General features: G+C 72.4%; 21 protein-coding genes. 14 read left to right on the forward strand and 7 right to left on the reverse strand.

The window, feature by feature from the left end:
- Nucleotides 1–82: 82 nt before the first annotated feature.
- The 7 genes from IE195_RS04650 (at nt 83) to IE195_RS04680 (ending at nt 7,061) form a co-directional block, all read left to right on the forward strand.
- Nucleotides 83–1,747, forward strand: coding sequence for a glycoside hydrolase family 10-like protein (locus IE195_RS04650; RefSeq protein WP_191268144.1), 1,665 nt, complete (start codon nt 83–85; stop codon nt 1,745–1,747).
- Between the two features lie 145 nt (nt 1,748–1,892).
- Entirely contained in the window at nt 1,893–2,411 is a 519-nt protein-coding gene (locus IE195_RS04655) for a hypothetical protein (protein ID WP_191268145.1), read from the forward strand.
- 107 nt (nt 2,412–2,518) lie between these two features.
- Nucleotides 2,519–3,196, forward strand: a complete 678-nt coding sequence (locus IE195_RS04660; protein WP_191268146.1) for a DUF305 domain-containing protein — start codon at nt 2,519–2,521, stop codon at nt 3,194–3,196.
- An 86-nt stretch (nt 3,197–3,282) separates the two neighbouring features.
- Nucleotides 3,283–4,185, forward strand: a complete 903-nt coding sequence (locus IE195_RS04665; RefSeq protein ID WP_191268147.1) for a F510_1955 family glycosylhydrolase — start codon at nt 3,283–3,285, stop codon at nt 4,183–4,185.
- A 165-nt stretch (nt 4,186–4,350) separates the two neighbouring features.
- A complete protein-coding gene (locus tag IE195_RS04670; RefSeq protein WP_191268148.1) occupies nt 4,351–5,199 on the forward strand; it encodes an alpha/beta fold hydrolase in 849 nt (282 codons plus the stop codon).
- An 82-nt stretch (nt 5,200–5,281) separates the two neighbouring features.
- Complete coding sequence (locus tag IE195_RS04675) at nt 5,282–6,493, forward strand: ADP-ribosylglycohydrolase family protein (protein ID WP_191268149.1); 1,212 nt, start codon at nt 5,282–5,284, stop codon at nt 6,491–6,493.
- A gap of 262 nt (nt 6,494–6,755) precedes the next feature.
- Complete coding sequence (locus IE195_RS04680; RefSeq protein ID WP_191268150.1) at nt 6,756–7,061, forward strand: hypothetical protein; 306 nt, start codon at nt 6,756–6,758, stop codon at nt 7,059–7,061.
- Between the two features lie 185 nt (nt 7,062–7,246).
- Here the strand turns inward: IE195_RS04680 and IE195_RS04685 are convergent, their stop codons facing one another.
- Both IE195_RS04685 and IE195_RS04690 read right to left on the reverse strand, forming a co-directional pair.
- A complete protein-coding gene (locus tag IE195_RS04685) occupies nt 7,247–8,320 on the reverse strand; it encodes an ArsO family NAD(P)H-dependent flavin-containing monooxygenase (RefSeq protein WP_191268151.1) in 1,074 nt (357 codons plus the stop codon).
- Nucleotides 8,321–8,410: 90 nt separating this feature from the next.
- A complete protein-coding gene (locus IE195_RS04690) occupies nt 8,411–9,136 on the reverse strand; it encodes an SDR family NAD(P)-dependent oxidoreductase (RefSeq protein WP_191268152.1) in 726 nt (241 codons plus the stop codon).
- Between the two features lie 206 nt (nt 9,137–9,342).
- Between IE195_RS04690 and IE195_RS04695 the strand changes: the two genes are divergently transcribed.
- The 4 genes from IE195_RS04695 (at nt 9,343) to IE195_RS04710 (ending at nt 12,057) form a co-directional block, all read left to right on the forward strand.
- Entirely contained in the window at nt 9,343–9,762 is a 420-nt protein-coding gene (locus IE195_RS04695; RefSeq protein WP_191268153.1) for a hypothetical protein, read from the forward strand.
- A gap of 126 nt (nt 9,763–9,888) precedes the next feature.
- Nucleotides 9,889–10,710, forward strand: coding sequence for an SDR family oxidoreductase (locus IE195_RS04700; RefSeq protein WP_191268154.1), 822 nt, complete (start codon nt 9,889–9,891; stop codon nt 10,708–10,710).
- A gap of 90 nt (nt 10,711–10,800) precedes the next feature.
- A complete protein-coding gene (locus IE195_RS04705; protein ID WP_191268155.1) occupies nt 10,801–11,649 on the forward strand; it encodes an alpha/beta fold hydrolase in 849 nt (282 codons plus the stop codon).
- Between the two features lie 54 nt (nt 11,650–11,703).
- A complete protein-coding gene (locus IE195_RS04710; protein WP_191268156.1) occupies nt 11,704–12,057 on the forward strand; it encodes an antibiotic biosynthesis monooxygenase family protein in 354 nt (117 codons plus the stop codon).
- Nucleotides 12,058–12,131: 74 nt separating this feature from the next.
- Here the strand turns inward: IE195_RS04710 and IE195_RS04715 are convergent, their stop codons facing one another.
- The gene (locus tag IE195_RS04715; RefSeq protein WP_191268157.1) at nt 12,132–12,893 is read right to left on the reverse strand and encodes a class I SAM-dependent methyltransferase; all 762 of its coding nucleotides are present in this window, start codon (nt 12,891–12,893) and stop codon (nt 12,132–12,134) included.
- A gap of 114 nt (nt 12,894–13,007) precedes the next feature.
- Here IE195_RS04715 and IE195_RS04720 point away from each other — a divergent pair, with 114 nt between their 5' ends.
- Complete coding sequence (locus IE195_RS04720; RefSeq protein WP_191268158.1) at nt 13,008–14,258, forward strand: benzoate/H(+) symporter BenE family transporter; 1,251 nt, start codon at nt 13,008–13,010, stop codon at nt 14,256–14,258.
- Between the two features lie 183 nt (nt 14,259–14,441).
- Complete coding sequence (locus IE195_RS04725) at nt 14,442–15,413, forward strand: GNAT family N-acetyltransferase (RefSeq protein ID WP_191268159.1); 972 nt, start codon at nt 14,442–14,444, stop codon at nt 15,411–15,413.
- A gap of 89 nt (nt 15,414–15,502) precedes the next feature.
- Here the strand turns inward: IE195_RS04725 and IE195_RS04730 are convergent, their stop codons facing one another.
- Both IE195_RS04730 and IE195_RS04735 read right to left on the reverse strand, forming a co-directional pair.
- Nucleotides 15,503–16,285 (reverse strand): nucleotidyltransferase domain-containing protein, encoded by a 783-nt coding sequence (locus IE195_RS04730; RefSeq protein ID WP_191268160.1) that lies wholly within the window; start codon nt 16,283–16,285, stop codon nt 15,503–15,505.
- 67 nt (nt 16,286–16,352) lie between these two features.
- Complete coding sequence (locus tag IE195_RS04735) at nt 16,353–18,029, reverse strand: BCCT family transporter (RefSeq protein WP_225942338.1); 1,677 nt, start codon at nt 18,027–18,029, stop codon at nt 16,353–16,355.
- Between the two features lie 323 nt (nt 18,030–18,352).
- On the opposite strand from IE195_RS04735, the gene IE195_RS04740 reads away from it, so the two are divergent.
- Entirely contained in the window at nt 18,353–18,949 is a 597-nt protein-coding gene (locus IE195_RS04740) for an HAD family hydrolase (RefSeq protein ID WP_191268161.1), read from the forward strand.
- A 31-nt stretch (nt 18,950–18,980) separates the two neighbouring features.
- Here the strand turns inward: IE195_RS04740 and IE195_RS04745 are convergent, their stop codons facing one another.
- Both IE195_RS04745 and IE195_RS04750 read right to left on the reverse strand, forming a co-directional pair.
- A complete protein-coding gene (locus IE195_RS04745) occupies nt 18,981–19,868 on the reverse strand; it encodes an alpha/beta fold hydrolase (protein ID WP_191268162.1) in 888 nt (295 codons plus the stop codon).
- A gap of 378 nt (nt 19,869–20,246) precedes the next feature.
- Nucleotides 20,247–21,065 carry an aldo/keto reductase gene (locus tag IE195_RS04750; RefSeq protein ID WP_308428397.1) on the reverse strand — a complete coding sequence of 273 codons (819 nt, stop codon included), beginning with the start codon at nt 21,063–21,065 and terminating at the stop codon, nt 20,247–20,249.
- Nucleotides 21,066–21,091: the final 26 nt, after the last annotated feature.

A 21,091-nucleotide genomic window follows, 5' to 3' on the forward strand; every position in this document is an offset into this window, starting at 1 on the left:
ACCGTCGCATCCGGGCCACGGGAGGGGCGCCCCGGCGCCTTCCCGGTCCCTTCACCGGCGACGCAAGCCTGAAGGAGCAACCTTGGCGTACCCGCACCGGCACCGATCCGCGGCACGATCCGAGCCCTCGGCCCCGTTCCCCCGCACCGCCCGCGAACCCGTCTCCCGCACCGCCCTGTTCGGCGGAACCCTGGTCGGCGGAGCCCTGGCCGCCGCGCTGACCGCGGCACTGCTCCACGCGCCGCAGGCCGCGGCGGAACCCGCGCCGCAGGGCCGCGCCCCCTGCGAGACCGACCCCCAGGCCCCGCCCAAGCACCAGATGCGGGCGCAGTGGATCGCCGGGGTGTACAACATCGACTGGCCCACCGAACAGGGCCAGAGCCCCGAGGAGCAGCAGGCCGACCTGGCCGACCTGTACGACGAGGCCGTCGCCAACGGCCTCAACGCCGTGTTCGTGCAGATCAGGCCGACCGCCGACGCCTTCTGGCCGTCACCGCACGAACCCTGGTCCGAGTGGCTCACCGGTGAACAGGGCGGCGACCCCGGGTACGACCCGCTGGAGTTCGCGGTCGAGGAGGCCCACGCCCGGAACCTGGAGTTCCACGCCTGGTACAACCCGTACCGGGTGGCCATGCACGACGACCCCGGCGCCCTGGTCGAGGACCACCCCGCCCGGCGGAACCCCGACTGGGTGTTCGAGTACGGCGGCAAGCTCTACTACGACCCGGGGGTCCCCGAGGCCCGTGAGTTCGTGATCGAGGCGATGATGCACTCGGTCGAGAACTACGACCTGGACGGGGTGCACTTCGACGACTACTTCTACCCGTATCCGGTGGCCGGCGTGGAACTCCCGGACCAGGACACCTACGCCGAGCACGGGGACGGGTTCGACGACGTCGGGGACTGGCGGCGCAACAACGTCGACCTCATGGTGCGGGAGATGAGCGAGGCCGTGAAGGCCGCCAAACCGCACGTGAAGTTCGGCATCAGCCCGTTCGGGATCTGGCGCAACTCCAGCACCGACCCCGAGGGCTCCGACACCAACGGCTCGCAGTCCTACGACAACCAGTACGCCGACAGCCGCAGATGGGTGCGGGAGGGCTGGCTCGACTACATCAACCCGCAGGTCTACTGGGAGATCGGTCTGCCCGTCGCGGACTACGCGGTCCTCGTCCCCTGGTGGGCGGAGGTGGTCGCGGGCACCGGCACGCACCTGTACATCGGGCAGGCCGCCTACAAGGCCGGCAACGAGGGCGCCTGGTCCGATCCCGGCGAACTCTCCAGCCACCTGGACCTCAACCGCGACCACCCCGAGGTCCTGGGCGACGTCTACTTCAGCGCGACCTCGCTGCGCACCAACGCGCGGGAGGGCATGGAGGCCGTGGTCGAGGACCACTACTCCAGCCCCGCCCTCGTACCGGTCAAGGAGGACCTGGGCGGAACCGTGCCCGCACCGCCGCGGGCGAGTGCCCGGAGCGGTGCGGAGGGCACCGAGCTGGACATCACCCCCGGACCCGGCGAGGCGCCCGCCTACTACGCGGTGTACGCCTTCGACGGCCGGCCCGACCGGGACGACGCCAGATGCGGAGTCGAGGACCCGCGCGCCATGCTCGGCACCGTGCGCGCCGACGGCGACGGCTCCGCGACCTTCACCGCGCCCGACGGCGGCGACACCACGTACTACGTGACCGCGCTGCACCGGCTCCACCACGAGAGCCGGGCCAGCCGACCGGTCCGCCTGCCCTGACGCACCGGACCTTCCACCGATACTGCTGCGCTGACCAGCGGTGACGGATCATGTTCCGTCACCGCTGATCCCGCTGCCGGGCCTCCTCGGCATCCTCCGGCGGGGCCGGATCGGTACCCCTTCGGGGTAGGGGTACCCTGACTGCATGTCACCGTCCCGGCCGCACCGCAGCCGCACGGGATCCGCCTGGGCGCGCATCCTGCTGCTCACCGCGCTGCTGCTCGGGTTCGGCGCCATGCACACCCTGGGCCACCTCCAGCACGAGGCCCACGCCCCGGCCGGCCCGTACGGCGGGCTCGCCGAACCCACGGCGGCGCCGCCCGCGTCCGGTCACGGCGACCGCTGGGCGGGCTCCGCCGAAGCACCCGCGTCCGGTCACGCCCCGGGGACCGCCCGCGCGCCCGCGGCCGACCACACGGCCCCGGCCGGGGCGCACTCCGCGGTGTGGGAGGACCGGGTCCAGCTCCCCGAACTGGACCCGACCTCCGCGTGCCTGGCCCTGGCCGCCTTCACCGCCGTACTGCTGGGGGTCGGCGCCGTCGCCTTCACCCGCTGGCCCGTCGTCCCCGTGAACCCCGTGGACCCGGCCCTGTGCTCCGCGCGGCCCCCACTCCCCGGACCGGCCAGGCCCTCCCTGGCCCGCCTGCAGGTGCTGCGCGTCTAGATGCCAGCGCGGGCCGACACCCGTCGGCTCCGCGCCCGCGCACCGCCAGTACCGCGCCGGAGCCGGACTCCGCGCGGCAAGGAGTCCAGAGAGGAAACACGGTCGCCATGACCTCAATCGAACATGCCCCGAACAGGCGGGTCCTGACCGCGATCGCGGCCGCATTCGCCACCGCCCTGTTCGCCGCGGCCTGCGGAAACGACGGCGGGGACGCCCCGAACACCACGTCCGACAGTGAGGAGCAGACCGCCGGGTTCAACGAGGCGGACGTGGAGTTCGCGCAGATGATGATCCCCCACCACGAGCAGGCCGTGACGATGGCCGACCTCGCCGGGTCCCGGGCGGGCGAGGAGGTCCGTGCCCTGTCGGAGGAGATCCGCGACGCCCAGGGCCCGGAGATCGAGCAGATGGAGACACTGCTCGACGCGTGGGGCGCCGGAACCGGGGACGGCACGGACCACTCCGGGATGGCCGGGATGCTCTCCGAGGAGCAGATGTCCGAACTGGAGACCGCCGAGGGGGAGGACTTCGACACCCTGTTCCTGGAGTACATGGTCCTGCACCACGAGGGCGCGGTGGACATGGCCCGCACCGAGCTCGACGAGGGGGTCGACCCCGAGGCGCTCGAACTGGCCGAGGAGATCATCGCCGCCCAGGAGAGCGAGATCGAGCTGATGAACGAGATGCTCGGCGCCGGGGAGCCGGGAGCGGACCCGGCCTCCGAAACCCCCGAAGCCGGGGAGTCGGACGGCGGGACCGCCGAGGACGGCCACTCGGAGCACTGAGGCACGGGGCCGGTGCCCGTGTGCCGCGGGCGCCGGCCCCGCGACCCGTGGAACCGAAGTGGACCCCGAGAGGCCGGAGAAGATCCATGCGCAACAAAGAACGAGCACACAGCCGAACCCTCACCGCGCTGACCGCGGCGGGGCTGCTCGCCGTCACCACCGCGTGCGCGGAACCGGAGGAGGGCGTGCAGGCACACGCCGGGGCACCGGGCAGGGACGCGAACAGCCTGGGGGTCGCCCTGCCCGAGGAGGCCGGGCACGTGCACGGGGTCGGTGTCGACCCCGGCTCCGGGGAGGTCCTGGTGGCCTCGCACGCGGGCCTGTACACGGTCCCCGCACCCGAGCGGCGAACCCGGGAGGCGACGGTACCGGCCCATGTGGGCCCCGTGATCGACCTCATGGGCTTCACCGTCCGGGGCCCCGGCCACTACCTGGCCAGCGGCCACCCCGGGGGCGACACCGACATGCCCGACCCGGTCGGGCTGATCGAGACCCGTGACGGCGGCCGGAACTGGGAGGCCCTGTCGCTCGCCGGTGAGTCCGACTTCCACGCGCTGGCCTCCGGGGACGACCTGGTGGTCGGCTTCGACGGGGCGCTCCGCGCCACCGGGGACGGCACCGCCTGGACGGACCTGGACCCGGAGGTGGCGGCCATCGACCTGGCGGTGTCAGACGACGGCGGGACCGTGATAGCCGTCACCGACCGGGGCCCGGTGCGCTCGACCGACGGCGGGGCCGGTTTCGAGGCGGTGGCGGGAGCTCCCCCGCTGGCGCTGGTCGACTGGGTGCCCGGGGGCGGGACGGTGTTCGGGGTCGCGGTGGACGGCGGGGTGCACCGGAGCGAGAACGCCGGCGCCACCTGGGAGCGCACCGGAGAACTTCCCGGCGGTCCGGAGGCGCTGCACGCCGACGAGGACCAGGTGATCGTGGTCGCCGACCGGCACGTGGCCCGCTCCACCGACCTGGGGGCGACCTTCGACGCCTGGTGAGGGCGGCCCGCGGGGCCCTCCGGAGGCGGGCCCCGCGGGAGTCCCGCTGAAGGGGTGCTGCGGGGGACGGCCCGGGGAGCGGCCCCGGCCACTCCGGGGCCGTCCCCTCCCGCCCGGCCGAAGGTCCGGTTCCCGGCGGGGCCGGGGCACTGCGAGACTCGGGGGATGGGAGAGTTCGTCACCGTCCGGGAGCACCCCGACGTCAGCCTGTTCTGCTCGTCCCTCGGGCCGCCCGACGGTACGCCGCTGCTCGTGGTGCACGGCGGCCCCGACTGGGACCACAGCTACCTGCGCCAGCCCCTGGACCGGTTGGGCCGCCCGGTCCTCCTCCCGGACCTGCGGGGCTGCGGCCGGTCGACGCGCGGTCTGGGCCCCGACGGCTACTCCTTCGAAGCCGCCGCCGCGGACCTGGTCGTCCTCGCCGACCGGCTCGGTCTGGACCGCTTCGACCTGCTCGGGTTCTCCACCGGAGGGCAGATCGCCCAGCGCGTCCTGCTGGCGGCGCCCGAACGGGTGCGCCGGACCGTGGTCGCGTCGAGCGCCCTGTGGCCGGTCACCGACGCCGACTTCGGCCCGTGGCCCGAACGCACCGCCCTGCGCGCCGCCGAGGCCGGGGTGTGGTCCGGTTCCCACCTGACCGGCCCCGCACTGGTCCGGGAGGCCGCCGTCGCCGGTGCTCCGGCCAACGTCCACACGCCGGAGCGGATCCCCGGCTACCTGGCCCTGCTGGACCGCGTCTCCTGGTCGGCCGAGTGGCTGGAGGCGTTCCGAGCGGGTTCCCTGGACTCGCCCCGGCCGCCGGAGGGGCCCGAACGGCTGCGCGGGCTCGCCGCTCCCCTGCTGTTCCTGCACGGCCGCCAGGACATGGTCTTCCCGGCCTCCTTCGCCGAACGCGCGGCCGGGTTCCTGCCGGGAGCCCGGGCGGTGGTCCTGGAGGGCGCGGGGCACATGGCGCACCTGGACCGGGGCGAGGCGTGGCTCGATGCCCTGGACGCCTTCCTCTCCGAGCCCTGAGCGCGGCGCGGCCGCTCCCGCAGCCGCGAAGCCCTGCCGGGCAAGGCTTGTAAGCGGCACAGAAGCCACCTAACATCCTGCAATGCGCACCCCCTCACCCCTTCCCGACCGCCTGTCCGGCTGCCTGTTGGGCGGCGCCGTCGGCGACGCGCTCGGAGCCCCCGTCGAAGGGCTCGGGCTCGACCAGATCCACGAACGGTACGGCGGGAGGGGCCTCACCGAGTACGCCGAGGGCTCCTACGGGGTCGGAGCGATCACCGACGAGACCCAACTGACGCTGCTCACCTCCGACGCCCTGGTGCGGGCCTCGGTCCGGGCCCGGGACAAGGGCATCGGTGGGGCCTCCGTGGGCATGGTCCAGACGGCCTACCTGGAGTGGGCGCGGATCCACGGGAGCGGCCCCGACACCGCCCCGGCACCGTCCGGGCCGTCCCCCGCGGACCCGACGGCTCCAGCGGGCCCGGCGGGCCCGTGGAACGGCCCCGGCCCGCTGCACACCCCGCGCGGTTACGGGGCCGCCACCGTGGCCGCCCTGCGCAAGGCCGCCGCCCGGAACGAGCCCGGTCTGCCCCTGGGCACCGTGACGGAGCCGGTCAACAACTCGAAGGGGTGCGCCGCCGTGGTCCGGACGGCCCCGTGCGGGTTCGGGACGGTTAGCGCCGAGTACGCCTTCGAACTGGCGGAGCAGGTGGCCGCGCTGACGCACGGGCACCGCACGGCCCAACTCGCCGCGGGGGTGTTCGCCGCCACGGTGTGGGGTCTGGTCCGCGGCGGGGAGCTACCCGGGTCCCTGGCCCGGGCCAGGGACCTGTTGGAGGCCAGGAGGGGGCACGGGGAGGTCTCGCGGGCGCTGGACTCGGCCGCCTCGGTGGCCGCCCGGGGCGTCCCGGACGCCTGGGACCTGGCCGGGCTCGGTGACGGGTGGACCTCGGAGGAGGCCCTGGCGGTGGCGGTGTGCGTGGCCCTGCGCGCCGAGGACCTCACCGTCCCGGACACCAGTCCGGGTTCCCGGGGCCCGGGGCACCGGGGGCTCCCCGAGGCCGGGCGGCACGGTCTGCGGCTGGCGGTCAACCACTCCGGGGACAGCGACACCATCGGGGCCCTGTGCGGGAACCTGCTCGGCGCCCGGTACGGGGTGCACGCCTTCCCCGGGCACTGGCAGTCCCAGTTGGAGGTGCGGGACCGGGTGCTCGGGCTGGCCGCCGACGCCGCGCTGGAGTACGGCCCGTGTCCCCCCGCTTCCCTGGAGCACGGCGGGGTGCACGAGTCCTGGGCCCCGTCCTGTTTCGGTTGAGCCCGGGACGGAGGTCTGTAAGGAGTTCCCGGTGGGACGGTCAGGTGCGGGAGGGCGGGAGGGCGCTGGTCGGGTCGGCTCCTGCGGTCCCTCCCGTCTGTTCCTCTCCCACACGTGCCGGCGGGCACCTGCGCCCCGTCCCTTCCGCCCGCGTGCGGAATCCTCGTGTATTCCTGGAATCCCTTACACGGCGCTTATTCCGCCTGGGTAGGGAGTTCCCGTCAAGCCAGGCGCAGTGCGCCCACGGAAGGAACGAAACGCGATGATCAGCGAAATGATCGATTGGTTCAAGGGCCTGTTCGGCGATGCCTCGGAGCAGGTGACGGACGGGGTGAGCGGCACCCTGGACCAGGTGGGCGGCGGGGCGGAGACGGCTTTCAACGGCCTTGAGGGGGCGGGCCAGGACCTCGGAGCACAGGGCCAGGCCTTCGCCGAGGAGGGCCTGGGCGGCGCGACCGAAGCGGCGCAGGGGTTCCAGGAGCAGGCGCAGGAGTTCGGCGGCATCGCGGAGGACCCGATGGGTGCCGCCACGGACGAGGTCCGGGACCGCTTCGGCGGACAGGGCTGAGACCGGTGGGCGCCGGCGTGTGCTGACGGCGTGCCCGGACCGGGGCCGGAACGGTCCGGGAGCGGCCGGTGGGGAAACCAGCGGCCCCGCCCGGACGGGCCGTCAGGCGGGGGCCGCTACGACCACCGCCGGTCCCGCACCGCGGTCAGCAGCCCTCCCGCGTACCCGAAGAACCCGTGGGCCGACTAACCCGTCCGCAGGTCCTCGACGATGCGGGCGACCGCGGCCCCGGCGGTGCGGCCCGCGCCGACCAGCGTGTCGGACGCGGCCCCGGTCCAGTCCCCGTAGCCGATCAGGTGCAGCCTCGGCTCACGGACACTGCGGTTCCCGTCGAGCGGGATCCGACCGTCCGCGTCGAACGGCTCCAACGGGGCCAGGTGGTCCAGGACCGGGCGGAACCCGGTACACCACAGGACCGCGTCGGTCTCCCGTTCGCTGCCGTCGGCCCAGGCCACGCCGGTCCGGGTGAGCCGCTCGAACATCGGTAGCGCCGTGAGGACGCCCCTGTCCCGCGCCCGGCGCACACTGGGCACCATGACGATGTCACCCGGGGACGCGGCGCCCCTGCCCGTTCGCCCGCCCAGGGCGCGTTGTGTGTCCGCGTCGAACAGCACGCGGCCGTCCACGTCGTCGGGCATGAACCTGACCGGGCGCCGGGCGACCCACGTGGTGTGGGCGACCTCCGAGAGGTCCGCGAGGAGCTGGGCCGCGGAGTTGCCGCCGCCCACGACCGTCACCCGCCGCCCGGCGAACTCCTCCGGACCGCGGTAGTCGGCCGTGTGCAGCTGCCGGCCCTCGAAGAGGTGCCGGCCGGGGTGGTCGGGCGTGTACGGGCGGCGCCAGGTCCCGGTCGCGCTGACCACGTGCCGGGCGCGCCACGTGCCCGTGGAGCCGACCACCTCCAGCGCCCCGTCGGCGCGGCGCACCCCGGTGACGGTCACCGGTCGGCGTACGGGCAGCCCGTAGCGGCGCTCGTACGCGGCCAGGTAGTCGGCGACGTGCCGCGCCGAGGGGAGCTCCTGTCCCGGCTCTCCCGGCATCCGCCAGCCCGGCAGGGAGCTGTGCTCGGCAGGGGAGATCAACCGCAGGGAGTCCCAGTAGTTGCTCCAGGCCCGGTCCCAGAAACCGCCCGGCGCCCCCTGCCCGTCGAGGATGACGTAGTCGGCCTGCTCGCGTGTCAGGTGGTACCCGGTGGCCAGCCCTGCCGGGCCGCCTCCGATCACGACGACGTCGGTCTCGGCGTCAGCGGATGCGGCCACGTGTTTCCTCCGGGTGGTGTGAGTCGGCCGACGGCTGGGGGACTGGTGTGGCGTCGGGGCCGGCTTCCCAGTGTCGATGACGGGTCGGCCTCAGCGCCCGGGGAGGGCGCCGCCGTTGACCCCCAGCACCTGCCCGGTCGTCCACGAGGCCTCGGGGGAGGCCAGGAACGCCACCGCCGCGGCCACGTCGTCCGGGACGCCCGCGCGGCCGACCATGGTCTCGGCCGCCAGGGCGTCGTGGCGGGCCGACCGGCCCTCCCCGGTGAAGAACTCGGTGTCCTGAACGTATCCGGGGGTGACGGTGTTGACGGTGATCCCGTCCGGGCCGCCCCGTCCGGCGAGGTCGATCCCCCAACCGCACAGTCCGGCCTTGGCCGCCGCGTAGGCGTCGCCGCCGCCCCGGTGCGCGGCGATGGAGCTGATGTTGACGACCCGGCCGCCCGGGCGTCGGAAGGCGGGCCAGAGCGCCCGGGTCAGCATCATCGCCGAAAGCAGGTTGGCGTCGATGGTCCTCCGGTAGATGTCGAAGGCGCCCTTGAGGTCGACCGGGGCCTCCTTGAGGATGCCGCCCGCGTTGTTGACCAGGACGTCGACGGGTTCGGCCGCGAGTTCTCGGGCCGCGGCCAGCACCGCGTCCTCGTCGGTGAGGTCGACCGGCAGGGGGAGGATCCGCGCTTCGGGGTTGTGCGCCACGACCCGGTCCAGGGTCTCCTTGCGGCGTCCGAGGATGTGGACCTCGTCCCCCTCGGAGGCGAGGCGTTCGGCGATGGCCCGGCCCATGCCCGTTCCGCCGCCGGTCACGATGACTCTGCGCATGCTCTTCCTTCCCGCTGGGGTGGTCGCGCGCAGGAAACCACGGCTCCGGGGCAGGGGCAACCGCTTTTCCGGCTCGGTGGCCCGTGCCGGCGGAGGGTAGGAAGGGGCGGACACCGGCAGGTCGTGACGGACCCACCATGCGAACAGTGAGTAGCATTCTGAACACCCATAGCCACAATTCGTTGTCGAGCCGCCTTGGAGTCCGTATGAAGCCGCCCTTCAGACCGCACCAGCTGGCCCTGCGCATCGCCACCGGCGCCTCCATCCTCAACTCGGGGCTGGACAAGCGGGGCGCCGACGAGGACACCGCGATGGGCCTGCACGGGATGGCGGTCGGCACGTACCCGTTCCTGGACAAGGTCGATCCGGCCACCTTCACCAGGATCCTGTCCGCCGGGGAGATCGCCCTGGGCACCGCCCTGCTGGTGCCGCTCGTGCCGAGCAGGCTCGCCGGTGCGGGGCTGAGTGCCTTCGCGGCCGGCCTGCTCGGCCTCTACCTGCGCACGCCCGGGATGCACAAGCCCCGGAGCCTGGCCCCCACCCCGGACGGCCTGCCCCTGTCCAAGGACCTGTGGCTGCTGGGCGCCGGGCTCTCCCTGGTCCTGGAGGGCTGCGAGCGGGACTGACGCACGCTCCTCGCGCCCGGGCCGGACCCGGGGGCGGTCGCCCCGGCGTCCGGCCCCGGGCCGAGCCTGTTGAACGTTGGTCAACTAGGGTGGTGCGCGCCTCTCCCCCGACCCGAAGGGTTCCCCGTGCCCCCTGCCACCCCCTCGTCCCCCTCCCGTCGTACGGCGCTCGTCACCGGAGCCTCCTCCGGCATCGGGGCGGCGGTGGCCGCGGCACTGGTCGGGCGCGGCTACCGCGTGTTCGGAACCAGCCGCGACCCCGCGACGGTCGCCGATCCGGTCCCGGGGGTCGAGTACCTGCCCCTGGACCTGACCGACTACGAGTCCGTGGAGGCGTGCGCCAGGGCCGCGGGCGAGGTGGACGTCCTGGTCAACAACGCGGGCGAGAGCCAGAACGGCCCGATCGAGGAACTGCCCATGGCGGCGGTGGAACGGGTGTTCCGGCTCAACGTGTTCGGCGCGGTCCGCCTCACCCAGCTGGTCCTGCCGGGGATGCGCTCGCGCGGGTACGGGCGCGTGGTCATGGTGGGCTCGATGCTGGCGAGTTTCCCGCTGGCGTACCGCTCCTCGTACGTGGCCGCCAAGGCGGCGATGAAGGGTTTCGCGGACGCCGCGCGGCGCGAGGTGTCGCCGTTCGGGGTGGGCGTGACGACGGTGGAGCCGGGTTCGATCAACACCGGGATCAGTGAGCGCCGCACCCAGTACGTGGGTGAGGACTCCCCGTTCCGGGAGGAGTACCGGACCATGGTGAACGCGCTCAACGCCAACGAGGCCAGGGGGATCTCGGCGGAGCGGGTGGCCGCGACCGTGGTCGGGGCGATCGAGGCGAGGCGGCCGCGGCCGCTGTACGCCGTGGGCAGCAACGCCCCGCTCGTGTTCGCGCTGCGCCGTCTGCTGCCCCGCGCCGCGATGCTGCGGATCGTGGCCCGCAAGCACGGCCTGGGATGACGCGGGAAGGACCCCGGGGCACAATCAGTGACACGGCGGGCTTCCCGCACCCCTGAGCCCGCAGTCCCGTCATCCATTCCCGGGAGAGCGATGTTCACCTTCCACAGCAGCGACGGCCTCACCGTGCACGTCCACGAGTGGCAGCCCGACGGCCCGCCGCGCGGAATCGTACAGCTGGCACACGGCATGGGCGAGCACGCCCTGCGTTACGCTCCCCTGGCCCGGGCACTCAACGAGCGCGGGTACACGGTGTACGCCAACGACCACCGGGGCCACGGAGCCACCATGCACGCCGCGCCCGGCCACCTGGGCGCGGACGGCTGGAACCTGCTGGTCGCCGACATGGCCGCGCTCTCCCGGATCCTGCGCGACCGCCACCCCGGCCTGCCGCTGGTACTGATCGGGCACAGCCTGGGTTCCTTCGCCACCCAGCAGTACCTGCTCGAACACGCCGACCTGCTCACCGGGGCGGCGCTCAGCGGCACCACCGCCGCGGACCTGTTCCTGGGCTCGGTCCCGCCGGGCACCACCGACCTCGACGAGGTGTTCAACGCCCCCTTCCAGCCGGTCCGGACCGGAGCGGACTGGATCAGCCGCGACGAGGAGCAGGTCGACCTGTACGTCGCCGATCCCCTGTGCGGGTTCGCGCTGGACGAGGACGGGCTGACGGGGTTGGCCACCGCGGCCTTCGGCCCGCTCACGGACCCCTCGGGGCTGCGAGGCGACCTGCCCGTGTACGTCCTGGTCGGGGACCACGACCCGCTCAACCACCGGTTGGAGTTCAGCGACGCGCTGGTCGAGCGCTATCGCGAAGCGGGCGTCACCGACCTCGTGTACCGCACCTACCCGGGCGCGCGGCACGAGGTGCTCAACGAGACCAACCGGGCGGAGGTCGTCGGTGAGCTGGTGGAGTGGGTGGATCGGGTGACCGGCGCCTGAGCTGGTCCCTTAGGTTGGCCTCAGCAAGGCATCCGACCGACCGGAGGTACACGCGTGACCAGTGTCGTCAAGTTCAACGTCCTGACCGTCCCCGAGGGCGAGGGCTCCACGCTGGAGGAGCGTTTCGCCAAGCGCGCGGGTCTGGTGGAGGACCAGGAGGGGTTCGAGGAGTTCCAGCTCCTGCGCCCCGTCGAGGGCACCGACAAGTACCTGGTGTACACCCGCTGGCGGTCCGAGGAGGACTTCCAGAACTGGGTGAGCGGCCAGGCCTTCCGGAAGGGCCACGCCCAGGCCGCGGCCGACGCGAAGAAGGACGGCCACGCGTCCGGCGGGCACGGCGGTCCGGCGGCGAGCAACAGCGAGATCTGGGGCTTCGAGGTCGTCCAGCACGTCACAGCCCGTAGCTGAGCCCGGTCGCCCTCCCCTTCCGGCCGGTACGTGTGACCGGCCGGGAGGGCGGGCGACAGGCCCGGACACGGGCCTCACTCCGGCTTGCGGGCCTCGATCAGGTGGCGGGCGGAGTGGGCCACGAACGGCCCCTGCGCCGTGATCCGCTCGTGCAGCTCCCGCAGCCGGTCGCGGTACCCGTCCACGGTGAATCCGGGCACCATCCACACGACCTTGCGCAGGAAGTACACGATTGCTCCGACGTCGTGGAACTCCGTCCTGAGCCGCTCCGCCCTGAGGTCGACGACCTCCAGCCCGGCCGCTTCGGCCCCGGCCGCCTCCCGGTCCGGGTGGCGTGCGTCGCGGACCTCCTCCGGCTGGGGGCCGAGGAAGTACTCGACCAGCTCGAAGACGCTCGACGGCCCGACGTGCTGTGCCAGGTAGGTGCCGCCGGGGGTGAGGACGCGGGCGATCTCCTCCCACCAGACGGTCACCGGGTGGCGGCATACGACCAGGTCGAAGGCGGCGTCGGCGAAGGGCAGCGGGGGTTCGTCCGGGTCGGCGACCACGGCCACCCCTCTGGGGTGCAGGAGGCGGGTGGCCCTGGCGACGTTGGGCGGCCACCCCTCGGTGGCGACGGTCAGTGGCGGGTGTCCGGGGATCCCGGCGAGGACCTCGCCGCCCCCGGTCTGGATGTCGAGGGCGGCGGAGGCGCGGGCCATCCGCTCACCCATGAGTCGCTGGTAGCCCCAGGAGGGGCGCTGCTCGGTGGCACGGCCCTCGAACCAGGAGAAGTCCCAGCCCTCGGTCGGCTCGGCTGCGGCCCCGGCGAGGAGCTCGTCGAAGGTTCTGCTCATCCGCACATCCTCCTCCCAGGTCAGGGCCCGGATCCACCGGTTTTCACCCCGCCGCGTCCGGTGGCCCCCACCCGGTTGCCGGAGCTCGGTGGTGGGACGACAGGATGGTTCGTTATGAGAACGCTCGCCCGGCGTGCGCGGCACGCCTTTCCCCTGTCCGCCGTGACCGCCGGGCTCATCGCCGTCCTGGTCGGGGTGACGAGCTCGGCCGCGATCGTGTTCACCGCCGCCGAGGCCGCCGGAGCCTCCCCCGGGGAGATCGCCTCGTGGATGCTCGCGCTGGGCGTGGGCATGGCCGTGACCTGTGTCGGCCTGTCCCTGCGTTACCGGGCCCCCGTGGTGACCGCCTGGTCCACGCCGGGGGCCGCCCTGCTGGCGGTCGGGTTGGACGGGGTGACCATGGCCCAGGCCGTGGGCGCCTTCCTGTTCTCTGCCGCGCTCATCACGCTGAGCGGGGTGACGGGGTGGTTCGAGCGGGTGATGGACCGCATCCCGGTACCGCTGGCCGCGGGGTTGCTGGCGGGGGTGCTGCTGCAGTTCGGGATCGGGCTGTTCACCAGCATGGAGGGCGACTTCGCGGTGGTGTTCGCGATGTTCACGGTGTACCTGCTGTGTCGCCGGTGGCTTCCCCGGTACGCGGTCCTGCTCTCCCTGCTCGCCGGTGGCCTGGTGGCCGCAGCACAGGGCTCCCTGCGGTTGGGGTCGGTGGAACTCGCCCTGGCCGCGCCCGTGTTCGTCGCCCCCGAGTTCTCCCTGCCGGTGCTGGTCAGTGTCGGCCTGCCGCTGTTCGTGGTGACGATGGCCTCGCAGAACCTGCCGGGGGTGGCGGTGCTGCGCGGCGACGGCTACCGGGTGCCGATCTCCCCGGTGATCGGGTGGACCGGGGCGACCAACCTGGTCCTGGCCCCGTTCGGCTGCTACGGGATGAACCTGGCCGCGATCACCGCGGCGATCTGCACGGGCCCGCAGGCCCACCCGGACCGGGAGCGCCGCTACCTCGCCGGGGTCTGGGCGGGTGTCTTCTACCTGTGCGTGGGGTTGTTCGGCGCGACCGTGGCGTCGCTGCTGGCCACACTGCCGTCAACCCTGGTGCTGGCGATCGCCGGGCTGGGGCTGCTGGGCACGATCGGCGGTTCGCTGGCTTCGGCGGTCTCCGACGAGGGGTCCCGGGAGGCCGCGGTGGTGACGTTCCTGGCGACGGCCTCCGGGTTCACCCTGTTCGGGGTGGGGTCGGCCTTCTGGGGCCTGCTCGCCGGGGTCCTCACCCTGCTGGTGACCCGCCCGCGCCGGGCTCCGGCCGGGGTGGCGGAGCAGACCGCGGACGAGCCCCCGCTGGAGGTGCCGCCCCGGGATCCCCTGCGGTAAAGGGCTTGCGGGAACGGAAGCTCCGCCGCTATAAATGCTGTGGCCGCGTCCGACCCCCGGCGCGGCGGAGACCAGAGAGGAGGCACATCCGATGTTCCCCGTGATCACCGCGTCCGTGTCCTCCCGGGTCAGCGACCACCGCTGACCCCGGCGACGGCGGGCGCACACACCGAAGGTGCTGCCTTGACCGTTCTTCCGAACGCCCTGACCGTCCGTCCCATCACCGGTCCCGAAGAGCTGGAGCTCTTCAACCGGCTGCCCTACGTGCAGAACCCCGAGTTCGCCGACGACCTCGCCAAGGGTCGCCGCCGCCCCTCCTGGATGTGGGTGGCCCTCGACGGCGACCGGCTCCTGGCCCGCCTGTCCTGGTGGTGCCGCAACCATGACGACGCCCCCTTCCTGCTGGACGTCCTCGACGTGGACGACAGCGCCCGCGACGTGGACCGTGTCGGCGTGGCCGAACACCTGCTGCGCACCGCGAACGAGGCCCTCTTCCCGGAGGGCGTCCCGGTCCCCCAGGGCACTCCCCCGCCCGAGTACCTGCGTTTCGTCCCCGCCGACTGGCGCGAGGACGGGGCGGCCCGGCGCACGGTGGAGGACCGTGTGCACGCGGTCGAGCGGGTGGGCGCCGTCCCGCTCGTCGAGCGCCTGCGCTACGAGTGGTTCGCCGGGTATCCGGTCCCCCGGCCGAGCGGGCGCCTGCGGTTCCGCGGGATCGAGGGCACCGAGGACATCCTCGGCCTCATGGCCCGCGCCCTGGAGGGGACCCTGGACGCCCACGACCGCGTCGACCTCGACGAGAAGTCCGCCGAGGAGGTCGCCGCGGCCAACTTCGCCGACGAGTTCGCCAACTACACGACGCCCCGGGACTGGTGGCGGGTGGCGACGCTCCCCGACGGCGAGCCGGTGGGCTTCGTCATCCCCGCCCGCAACGCCTACCACCCGATCATCGCCTACATCGCGGTGCTGCCCGAGCACCGCGGCAACGGCTACATCGACGACCTGCTCGCCGAGGGCACCCGGGTGCTGGCCGAGGAGGGTGTTTCCAGCGTCCGGGCCGCCACGGACGTCGGCAACGCGCCGATGGCCGAGGCGTTCACCCGGGCGGGCTACGACACCATCAGCGCCGTGGTGAACATGACCTGGACGAAGTAGCGGCGCAGGCGCGGGCGGGGACGTGGGAACGCCCCCGCCCGCGCGTGGGGTCGGCGGTGCCGTCGGCTCCGGAGAGGCGCCGTTCGGCGCTACCGGGCCCCGGCGATGATCCGCCCGGTCTCGGCGACCGCGGCGAGGAGGTCCTGGGGGTCGGCGGTCATCCCGGCGACCACGAAGTCCACCTCCTCCAGCCCGGCGCTGGCGAGCAGGGTCCTGTCGTTGGTCGCCCACTCGCCGCGGGCGGCCAGTACGGCGTGCGCGGTCTGCGAGGCGGCCTGGGCGATCAGCCCCGCGCACCGGGCCACCCGGCCGTACGGCGCGTGGTCGTGTTCGGCGTGGGCGAGGTTGGCCGAGGCGAACCCGCGCCAGAGGGGCGGTGCGCTCCGGCGGAGCGCGTCCGGGTAGCCGGGCCGGGGCAGGTCACCGACCAGTACCCGGCCGACGGCGAGTTCGGCGACGACCAGGTAGGTGGGGGCGCCCACCAGGTGGAACATGAGCGGTTCGATCCGGAACCGGCCCTGTTCGGCCTCGGCCAGTTCGTGTTCGACCACGTCGAGGTCGCGGTAGTGGACGTCCACGCCACGGCCGTCGATCCGCAGCCGGGCGCCGCCGTTGAACACGCCCCCGCCCCAGCCGCCGATCTCCGAGACCTCGCCCTCCCATCCGGTCTCCCGAAGCGCCCGGGGGTCGAACCCGCCCGCGGTGCCCCGGTAGTAGAGGGCGAGGTCCCAGTCGCTGTCCGGCCGGTGGGTGCCCTGGGCCCGCGAACCGCCGAGGGAGACCGCCTCGGCCCCGGGGAGGGCGGCGAGCCGGTCGGCGGTGGCGGAGAGGAAGCGTTCGTCGGAGCCGGCACGGCCGTCGGTGTGGGTCATGCCTCCATGGTGCCCCTGCCCGGCACCCCCTCCGCCCCTCCTCCCCGTCCCGGTTCCCGGGCCGCGGTCAGGCGGGTCCGCCGGTCTCCCGGCCGCCGACCCCGTTGGTCCCGCTCTCGGGACCGTTCGGACCGCCTCCGGCATCACGCTGCTGATCGCGCCGCATCCGACGGGACCGTGCCGTCAGGGGAGCCTTGCGCTGCCGTTGGGTACCGGAACCCTCGGCGAACTCCGCCTGGAGGGACTTCACCAGCGCGGCCATCATGAAGAAGCCGATCACGAAGAACGGCAGCCCGAACACGATGATCGTCTGTTGCAGCGCGTCAAGGCCCCCCTCGCCGGACGCCGTGAGGACCGTGGCGGCGACCACCCCCTCGGTGATGCCCCAGAACACCCGCTGGCGGGTCGGGGAGTCCGACGTTCCGGAGCAGAGCATGTCCACCACCAGGGACGCCGAGTCCGAGGAGGTGGTGAAGAAGATGACCACGATGACGATGGCTATCACCGAGAGCAGGGTCGTCAGCGGGTAGTGGGTCAGGAAGGCGAAGAGCGCGCCGGGGATGTCCCCCTGCTCCACGACCTCCTCCACCAGGCCGCCGCCCTGGTTCATCTCGATGTCGAAGGAGGAGAGCCCGAACACGCTGAACCAGACGATGCTGAACGCGGTGGGCAGCCCCAGCACCCCCAGGACGAACTCCCGGATGGTGCGCCCCTTGGAGATGCGGGCGATGAAGATCCCCACGAACGGCGACCAGGTGATGGTCCACGCCCAGTAGAAGACCGTCCAGGTGCCCTGCCACCCCGTGTTACCGAACGCGTCGTTCCAGAACGAGAGCGGGATCAGCCACTCCAGGTAGATACCGGTGGTCTCGATGACGCCCTTGGCCAGGAACAGGGAGGACCCGGCGAAGAACACGAAGAGGAGCAGCCCGACCGCCATCACGATGTTGATGGAGGAGAGCCACTTGATCCCGGTGTCCAGACCGGTCATCACGGAGATCACCGCGATCAGGGTGATGACGGAGATGAGGATGATCTGGGTGAGGCGGCTCTCCTCGATACCGAACAGCGTGTTGAGCCCGCTGTTGATCTGCATGGTGCCCAGGCCGATGGTCACCGCAACACCGAACAGGGTGCCCAGCACCGCGAAGATGTCGATGAGCCGGCCGAAGGGGCCGTTGATCCGCTCCCCGAGGAAGGGGTAGAAGATCGAGCTGACCCGGAAGGGCAGGCCCTTGCGGTAGACGAAGTAGGCGAAGGCCAGGGCCGGCAGGCAGAAGATCGTCCAGGTGTGCAGCCCGAAGTGGTAGAGCGTGAACCCCATGGCCTGTTCCGCGGCCTGGACCGATCCGGGTTCGACGTTGCCCTGCGGCGGGTTGGCGAAATGGCTGATCGGTTCGGCCACACCCCAGAACATGAGGATGCTGCCGATACCGGCCGCGAACAGCATGCAGAACCAGGTGAGGTTGCTGTACTCGGGTTTGCTGTCCGGTGAGCCGAGACGGACGTGTCCGAACCGGCTGAGCGAGATCCAGATCAGGAAGATGAGGAAGCTCGTCACACCGAGGATGTAGAGCCAGCCCATTCGGGACAGGATCCAGCCCGAGGTGGCGCCGAAGACCAGGTCCACCGTGTCGGTGAAGGCGATGGCGCACACGACGAACAGGACGGTCAGTGCGGCCGATATGAAGAAGATCGCCGGATTGGTTTCCAATCCCAGCTTGTGTGCCAGCTTTTCGAACATGCCGACTGCTTTCTGGTTTACCGGTTTTGTCCGACAACGCGGTCCGACCCTTCCACCCCGCTGTCTGCCTCGGGCAAGGATACGCACCGGGAAGGGCTTTTCCCCTTCCTCCTTGCCGTTGCACGGACACCAGAACCATTTTCTTCGGACATTACACAGAAAAAAGAAAAAGCATCCTGAAACTACTCAAAAACCAAAAAGTATGACAAAAATCCCGCACGTTCGGGGTATCCATCCGGGCGCGGGGGTTCGCCGGGGACGTGCGGGGAAGGAGCCCCTTCGCACCCCGACCGAAGACCGCCGTTCGACCCCGGGAGCCCTTCTTGGACGCTGTGCTGTTCGACATGTTCGGTGTGGTCGCCATGGACCAGTCGCCGACGGTCCGCGAGGCGATGGTGGAGTACTCCGGACACGGCCACGACGCCTTCTGGGCCGCCTACTGGGCGCCGCGCAAGGACTACGACCGAGGCGACCTGGACGGACCCGCCTACTGGCAGGCGGTGGGCGGGCTGCTCGGCACCGCCTTCTCCCCGGACCGGGTCGAGCGGCTCCTCTCCCTGGACCTGGAGAGCTGGTCGCGGCTGAACGAGGAATCGGTGGAGCTGGTCTCGGAGCTCGCCGACGCGAGGGTCCCGCTCGGGCTGCTCTCGAACATCCCCCCGGAACTGGCCGCCCGCTTCGAGGAGCGCCACGCGCGCCTGCTGGAGCTGTTTCCGGTGCTGGGGCTCTCCTGCCGGATCGGGCACGCCAAACCGGAGGCGGACGCCTACCGGTGGTGCCTGGAGCGCATGGGCGCCGCCGGGGAAGTGCTGTTCGTGGACGACAACCGGTCCAACGTCGAGGCCGCCCGGGCGCTCGGGCTCCGGGGGCACGTGTTCACCTCGGTGCCGGAGCTGCGCCGGGCGCTGGGCCGCCCCTGAGGACCCCACCCCACCGGTACCCGGACACGACTCAGGCGTCGAGCTCGCGGAGGAGTTCGGCGACCTTCTCGGGCTGCTCGTACAGGGACAGGTGCCCCGCCCCTTCGATGGTGTGCACACCCGTGTCGAGGAACCGGCGGGCCGGACCGTGCAGACGGGCGGGCGAGAAGAACGGGTCGTGTGAACCGGTGGCCACCCGGACCGGGGTTCCGGCCCAGGCCAGGAAGGACTCCGCCTGCAGCGGGGTCGGCGTCGAGTGGGTACGGCAGTGGCGCGAGACCAGGGTCAGCCACTCCGCCTCGGACCGGTGCTCCGCGCAGCCGGTGTCCGTGGACGGTCCGCTGAGGAACTCTATGAGCCGGTTGCTGGTCTGCTCGTTGGGGTGGAGCATCCACGGCAGGGTGACGCGCATCGACTCCGAGCTGACGCCGGCCGCGGTCAACCCGGCGGGGTTGAGCAGCAGCATCCCGGCGACGAGCGGGTTCGGGGTCGAGGACAGCGCGATCGCCGCGCCCCGGGAGTGGCCCAGGACGATGACCGGCTCGTCGGTGATCCGGGGCAGCAGTTCGTCGAGCCACTCACCGTAGGCACCGATCCGGGAACCGGAGGTCCGCTGGCTACAGCTCAGCCCCGGCTGCCCGGGCGGGTCGACCAGCAGCACCGGACGCTCCGCGGCGAGCGCGCGGGCCGCGGGAACCGTGGTGGCGGCGTTGAAGTTGGTGCCCGACAGGACCAGGACCGGGGTGCCGGTCCCGCCCGAGGCGCGGAAGGCCTGCGTGGGGCCCAGCCGGGTCTGCACGGGAGGAAGGGGCGCGAGTTCGGGCCACTGGCTGAGGGCTCTGTGACACCAGGCGTGCACGGACCGCTCGGCTGTTTCGGAGCGGTAGACACGCGCGGCGCGGAGGGGGACGACGGTCATGGATCTGATTTCGCCTAGAGAGAGATGTGGTGTCCGCCGCGTGAACTTCCCCGGCGCACCAGAGAGGACTGTACGCCTCTGTCCGACCTCTCGCCACCCCGGGACCGGGGTCCCCGTCGTGGTGTCGCCGACCAGCCGCGTACGACGGGTTCCTACCCCCCGCACAGGGCTCCCTGTTGCATGTGTTCTCCCTGGGACGGGAGTTGACGATCCCGACCGAAAGCGGCCATTCGCCCCCGTGGGGTTTATCCCCGACCGGGTCCGGCGTCAGGCGTGTTCGCGCAGCCGAAGGGCCCGCCGAGCACTGCTCGACGGGCCCGGGGACGGAGGACCGCCGGGGCGGGCCGCCGCTGCGCCGCCCGGCCGCCCCGCGAAGACCTAGTTGAGCGTGTCGGGGTCCGGGCCGATGCGGCCGCCGCGGTCCAGCGAACCGATCCGCTCCATGTCCTCGGCGGTGAGCTCGAAGTCGAACACGTCGAAGTTCTCCCGGATCCGCGACGGGGTCACGGACTTGGGGATGACGACGTTGCCGAGCTGCAGGTGCCAGCGCAGCACGACCTGGGCGGCGGACTTGCCGTGCTTGGTGCCGAGTTCGGCCAGCACGGGGTCCTCCAGCAGGCCCTTGCCCTGGCCCAGCGGGCTCCAGGCCTCGGTCAGCACGCCCTCGGCGCTGTTGGCCGCGCGCATCCCGCTCTGCGCGAAGTAGGGGTGCAGCTCGATCTGGTTGATCGCGGGCACGACCTCGGCCTCGGCGACCAGGCGCTTCAGGGTGCCGGCGGTGAAGTTGGACACGCCGATGGCCTTGGCCCGGCCCTCCGCGTGGATGCGCTCCAGCGCCTTCCAGGTGTCGACGTAGGTGTCGCGCTCGGGGGTCGGCCAGTGGATCAGGTACAGGTCCACGTAGTCGGTGCCCAGGCGCTCCAGGCTGGCGTCGAACGCCTTCAGCGCCCTGTCGTAGCCCTGGTCGTCGTTCCACAGCTTGGTGGTGAGGAAGATGTCCTCACGGGCCACGCCGGACTCGGCGATGGCACGGCCGGTGCCCTTCTCGTTGTCGTAGATCCGGGCGGTGTCGATGCTGCGGTAGCCGACCTCGAGGGCGGTCGTGACGGCGCTGTGGGCCTCGTCGTCGGGGACCTGCCAGACACCGAAACCGAGCTGCGGCATGGTGAGGCCGTTGTTCAGCGTGACGTGCTGCAAAAGGGGTGCCTTTCGAAGGTTGCGGA

The sequence above is a fragment of the Nocardiopsis terrae genome (assembly GCF_014651695.1).
GTDB classification, from domain to species: Bacteria; Actinomycetota; Actinomycetes; order Streptosporangiales; family Streptosporangiaceae; genus Nocardiopsis; species Nocardiopsis terrae.

Coding starts and splice junctions, on each gene's coding strand:
- IE195_RS04665 (WP_191268147.1), top strand. CDS start 3,283: ATGCGCAACAAAGAACGAGCACACAGCCGAACCCTCACCGCGCTGACC.
- IE195_RS04660 (WP_191268146.1), top strand. CDS start 2,519: ATGACCTCAATCGAACATGCCCCGAACAGGCGGGTCCTGACCGCGATC.
- IE195_RS04680 (WP_191268150.1), top strand. CDS start 6,756: ATGATCAGCGAAATGATCGATTGGTTCAAGGGCCTGTTCGGCGATGCC.
- IE195_RS04745 (WP_191268162.1), bottom strand. CDS start 19,868: ATGACCGTCGTCCCCCTCCGCGCCGCGCGTGTCTACCGCTCCGAAACA.
- IE195_RS04715 (WP_191268157.1), bottom strand. CDS start 12,893: ATGAGCAGAACCTTCGACGAGCTCCTCGCCGGGGCCGCAGCCGAGCCG.
- IE195_RS04735 (WP_225942338.1), bottom strand. CDS start 18,029: ATGTTCGAAAAGCTGGCACACAAGCTGGGATTGGAAACCAATCCGGCG.
- IE195_RS04730 (WP_191268160.1), bottom strand. CDS start 16,285: ATGACCCACACCGACGGCCGTGCCGGCTCCGACGAACGCTTCCTCTCC.
- IE195_RS04690 (WP_191268152.1), bottom strand. CDS start 9,136: ATGCGCAGAGTCATCGTGACCGGCGGCGGAACGGGCATGGGCCGGGCC.
- IE195_RS04705 (WP_191268155.1), top strand. CDS start 10,801: ATGTTCACCTTCCACAGCAGCGACGGCCTCACCGTGCACGTCCACGAG.
- IE195_RS04670 (WP_191268148.1), top strand. CDS start 4,351: ATGGGAGAGTTCGTCACCGTCCGGGAGCACCCCGACGTCAGCCTGTTC.
- IE195_RS04655 (WP_191268145.1), top strand. CDS start 1,893: ATGTCACCGTCCCGGCCGCACCGCAGCCGCACGGGATCCGCCTGGGCG.
- IE195_RS04675 (WP_191268149.1), top strand. CDS start 5,282: ATGCGCACCCCCTCACCCCTTCCCGACCGCCTGTCCGGCTGCCTGTTG.
- IE195_RS04720 (WP_191268158.1), top strand. CDS start 13,008: ATGAGAACGCTCGCCCGGCGTGCGCGGCACGCCTTTCCCCTGTCCGCC.
- IE195_RS04695 (WP_191268153.1), top strand. CDS start 9,343: ATGAAGCCGCCCTTCAGACCGCACCAGCTGGCCCTGCGCATCGCCACC.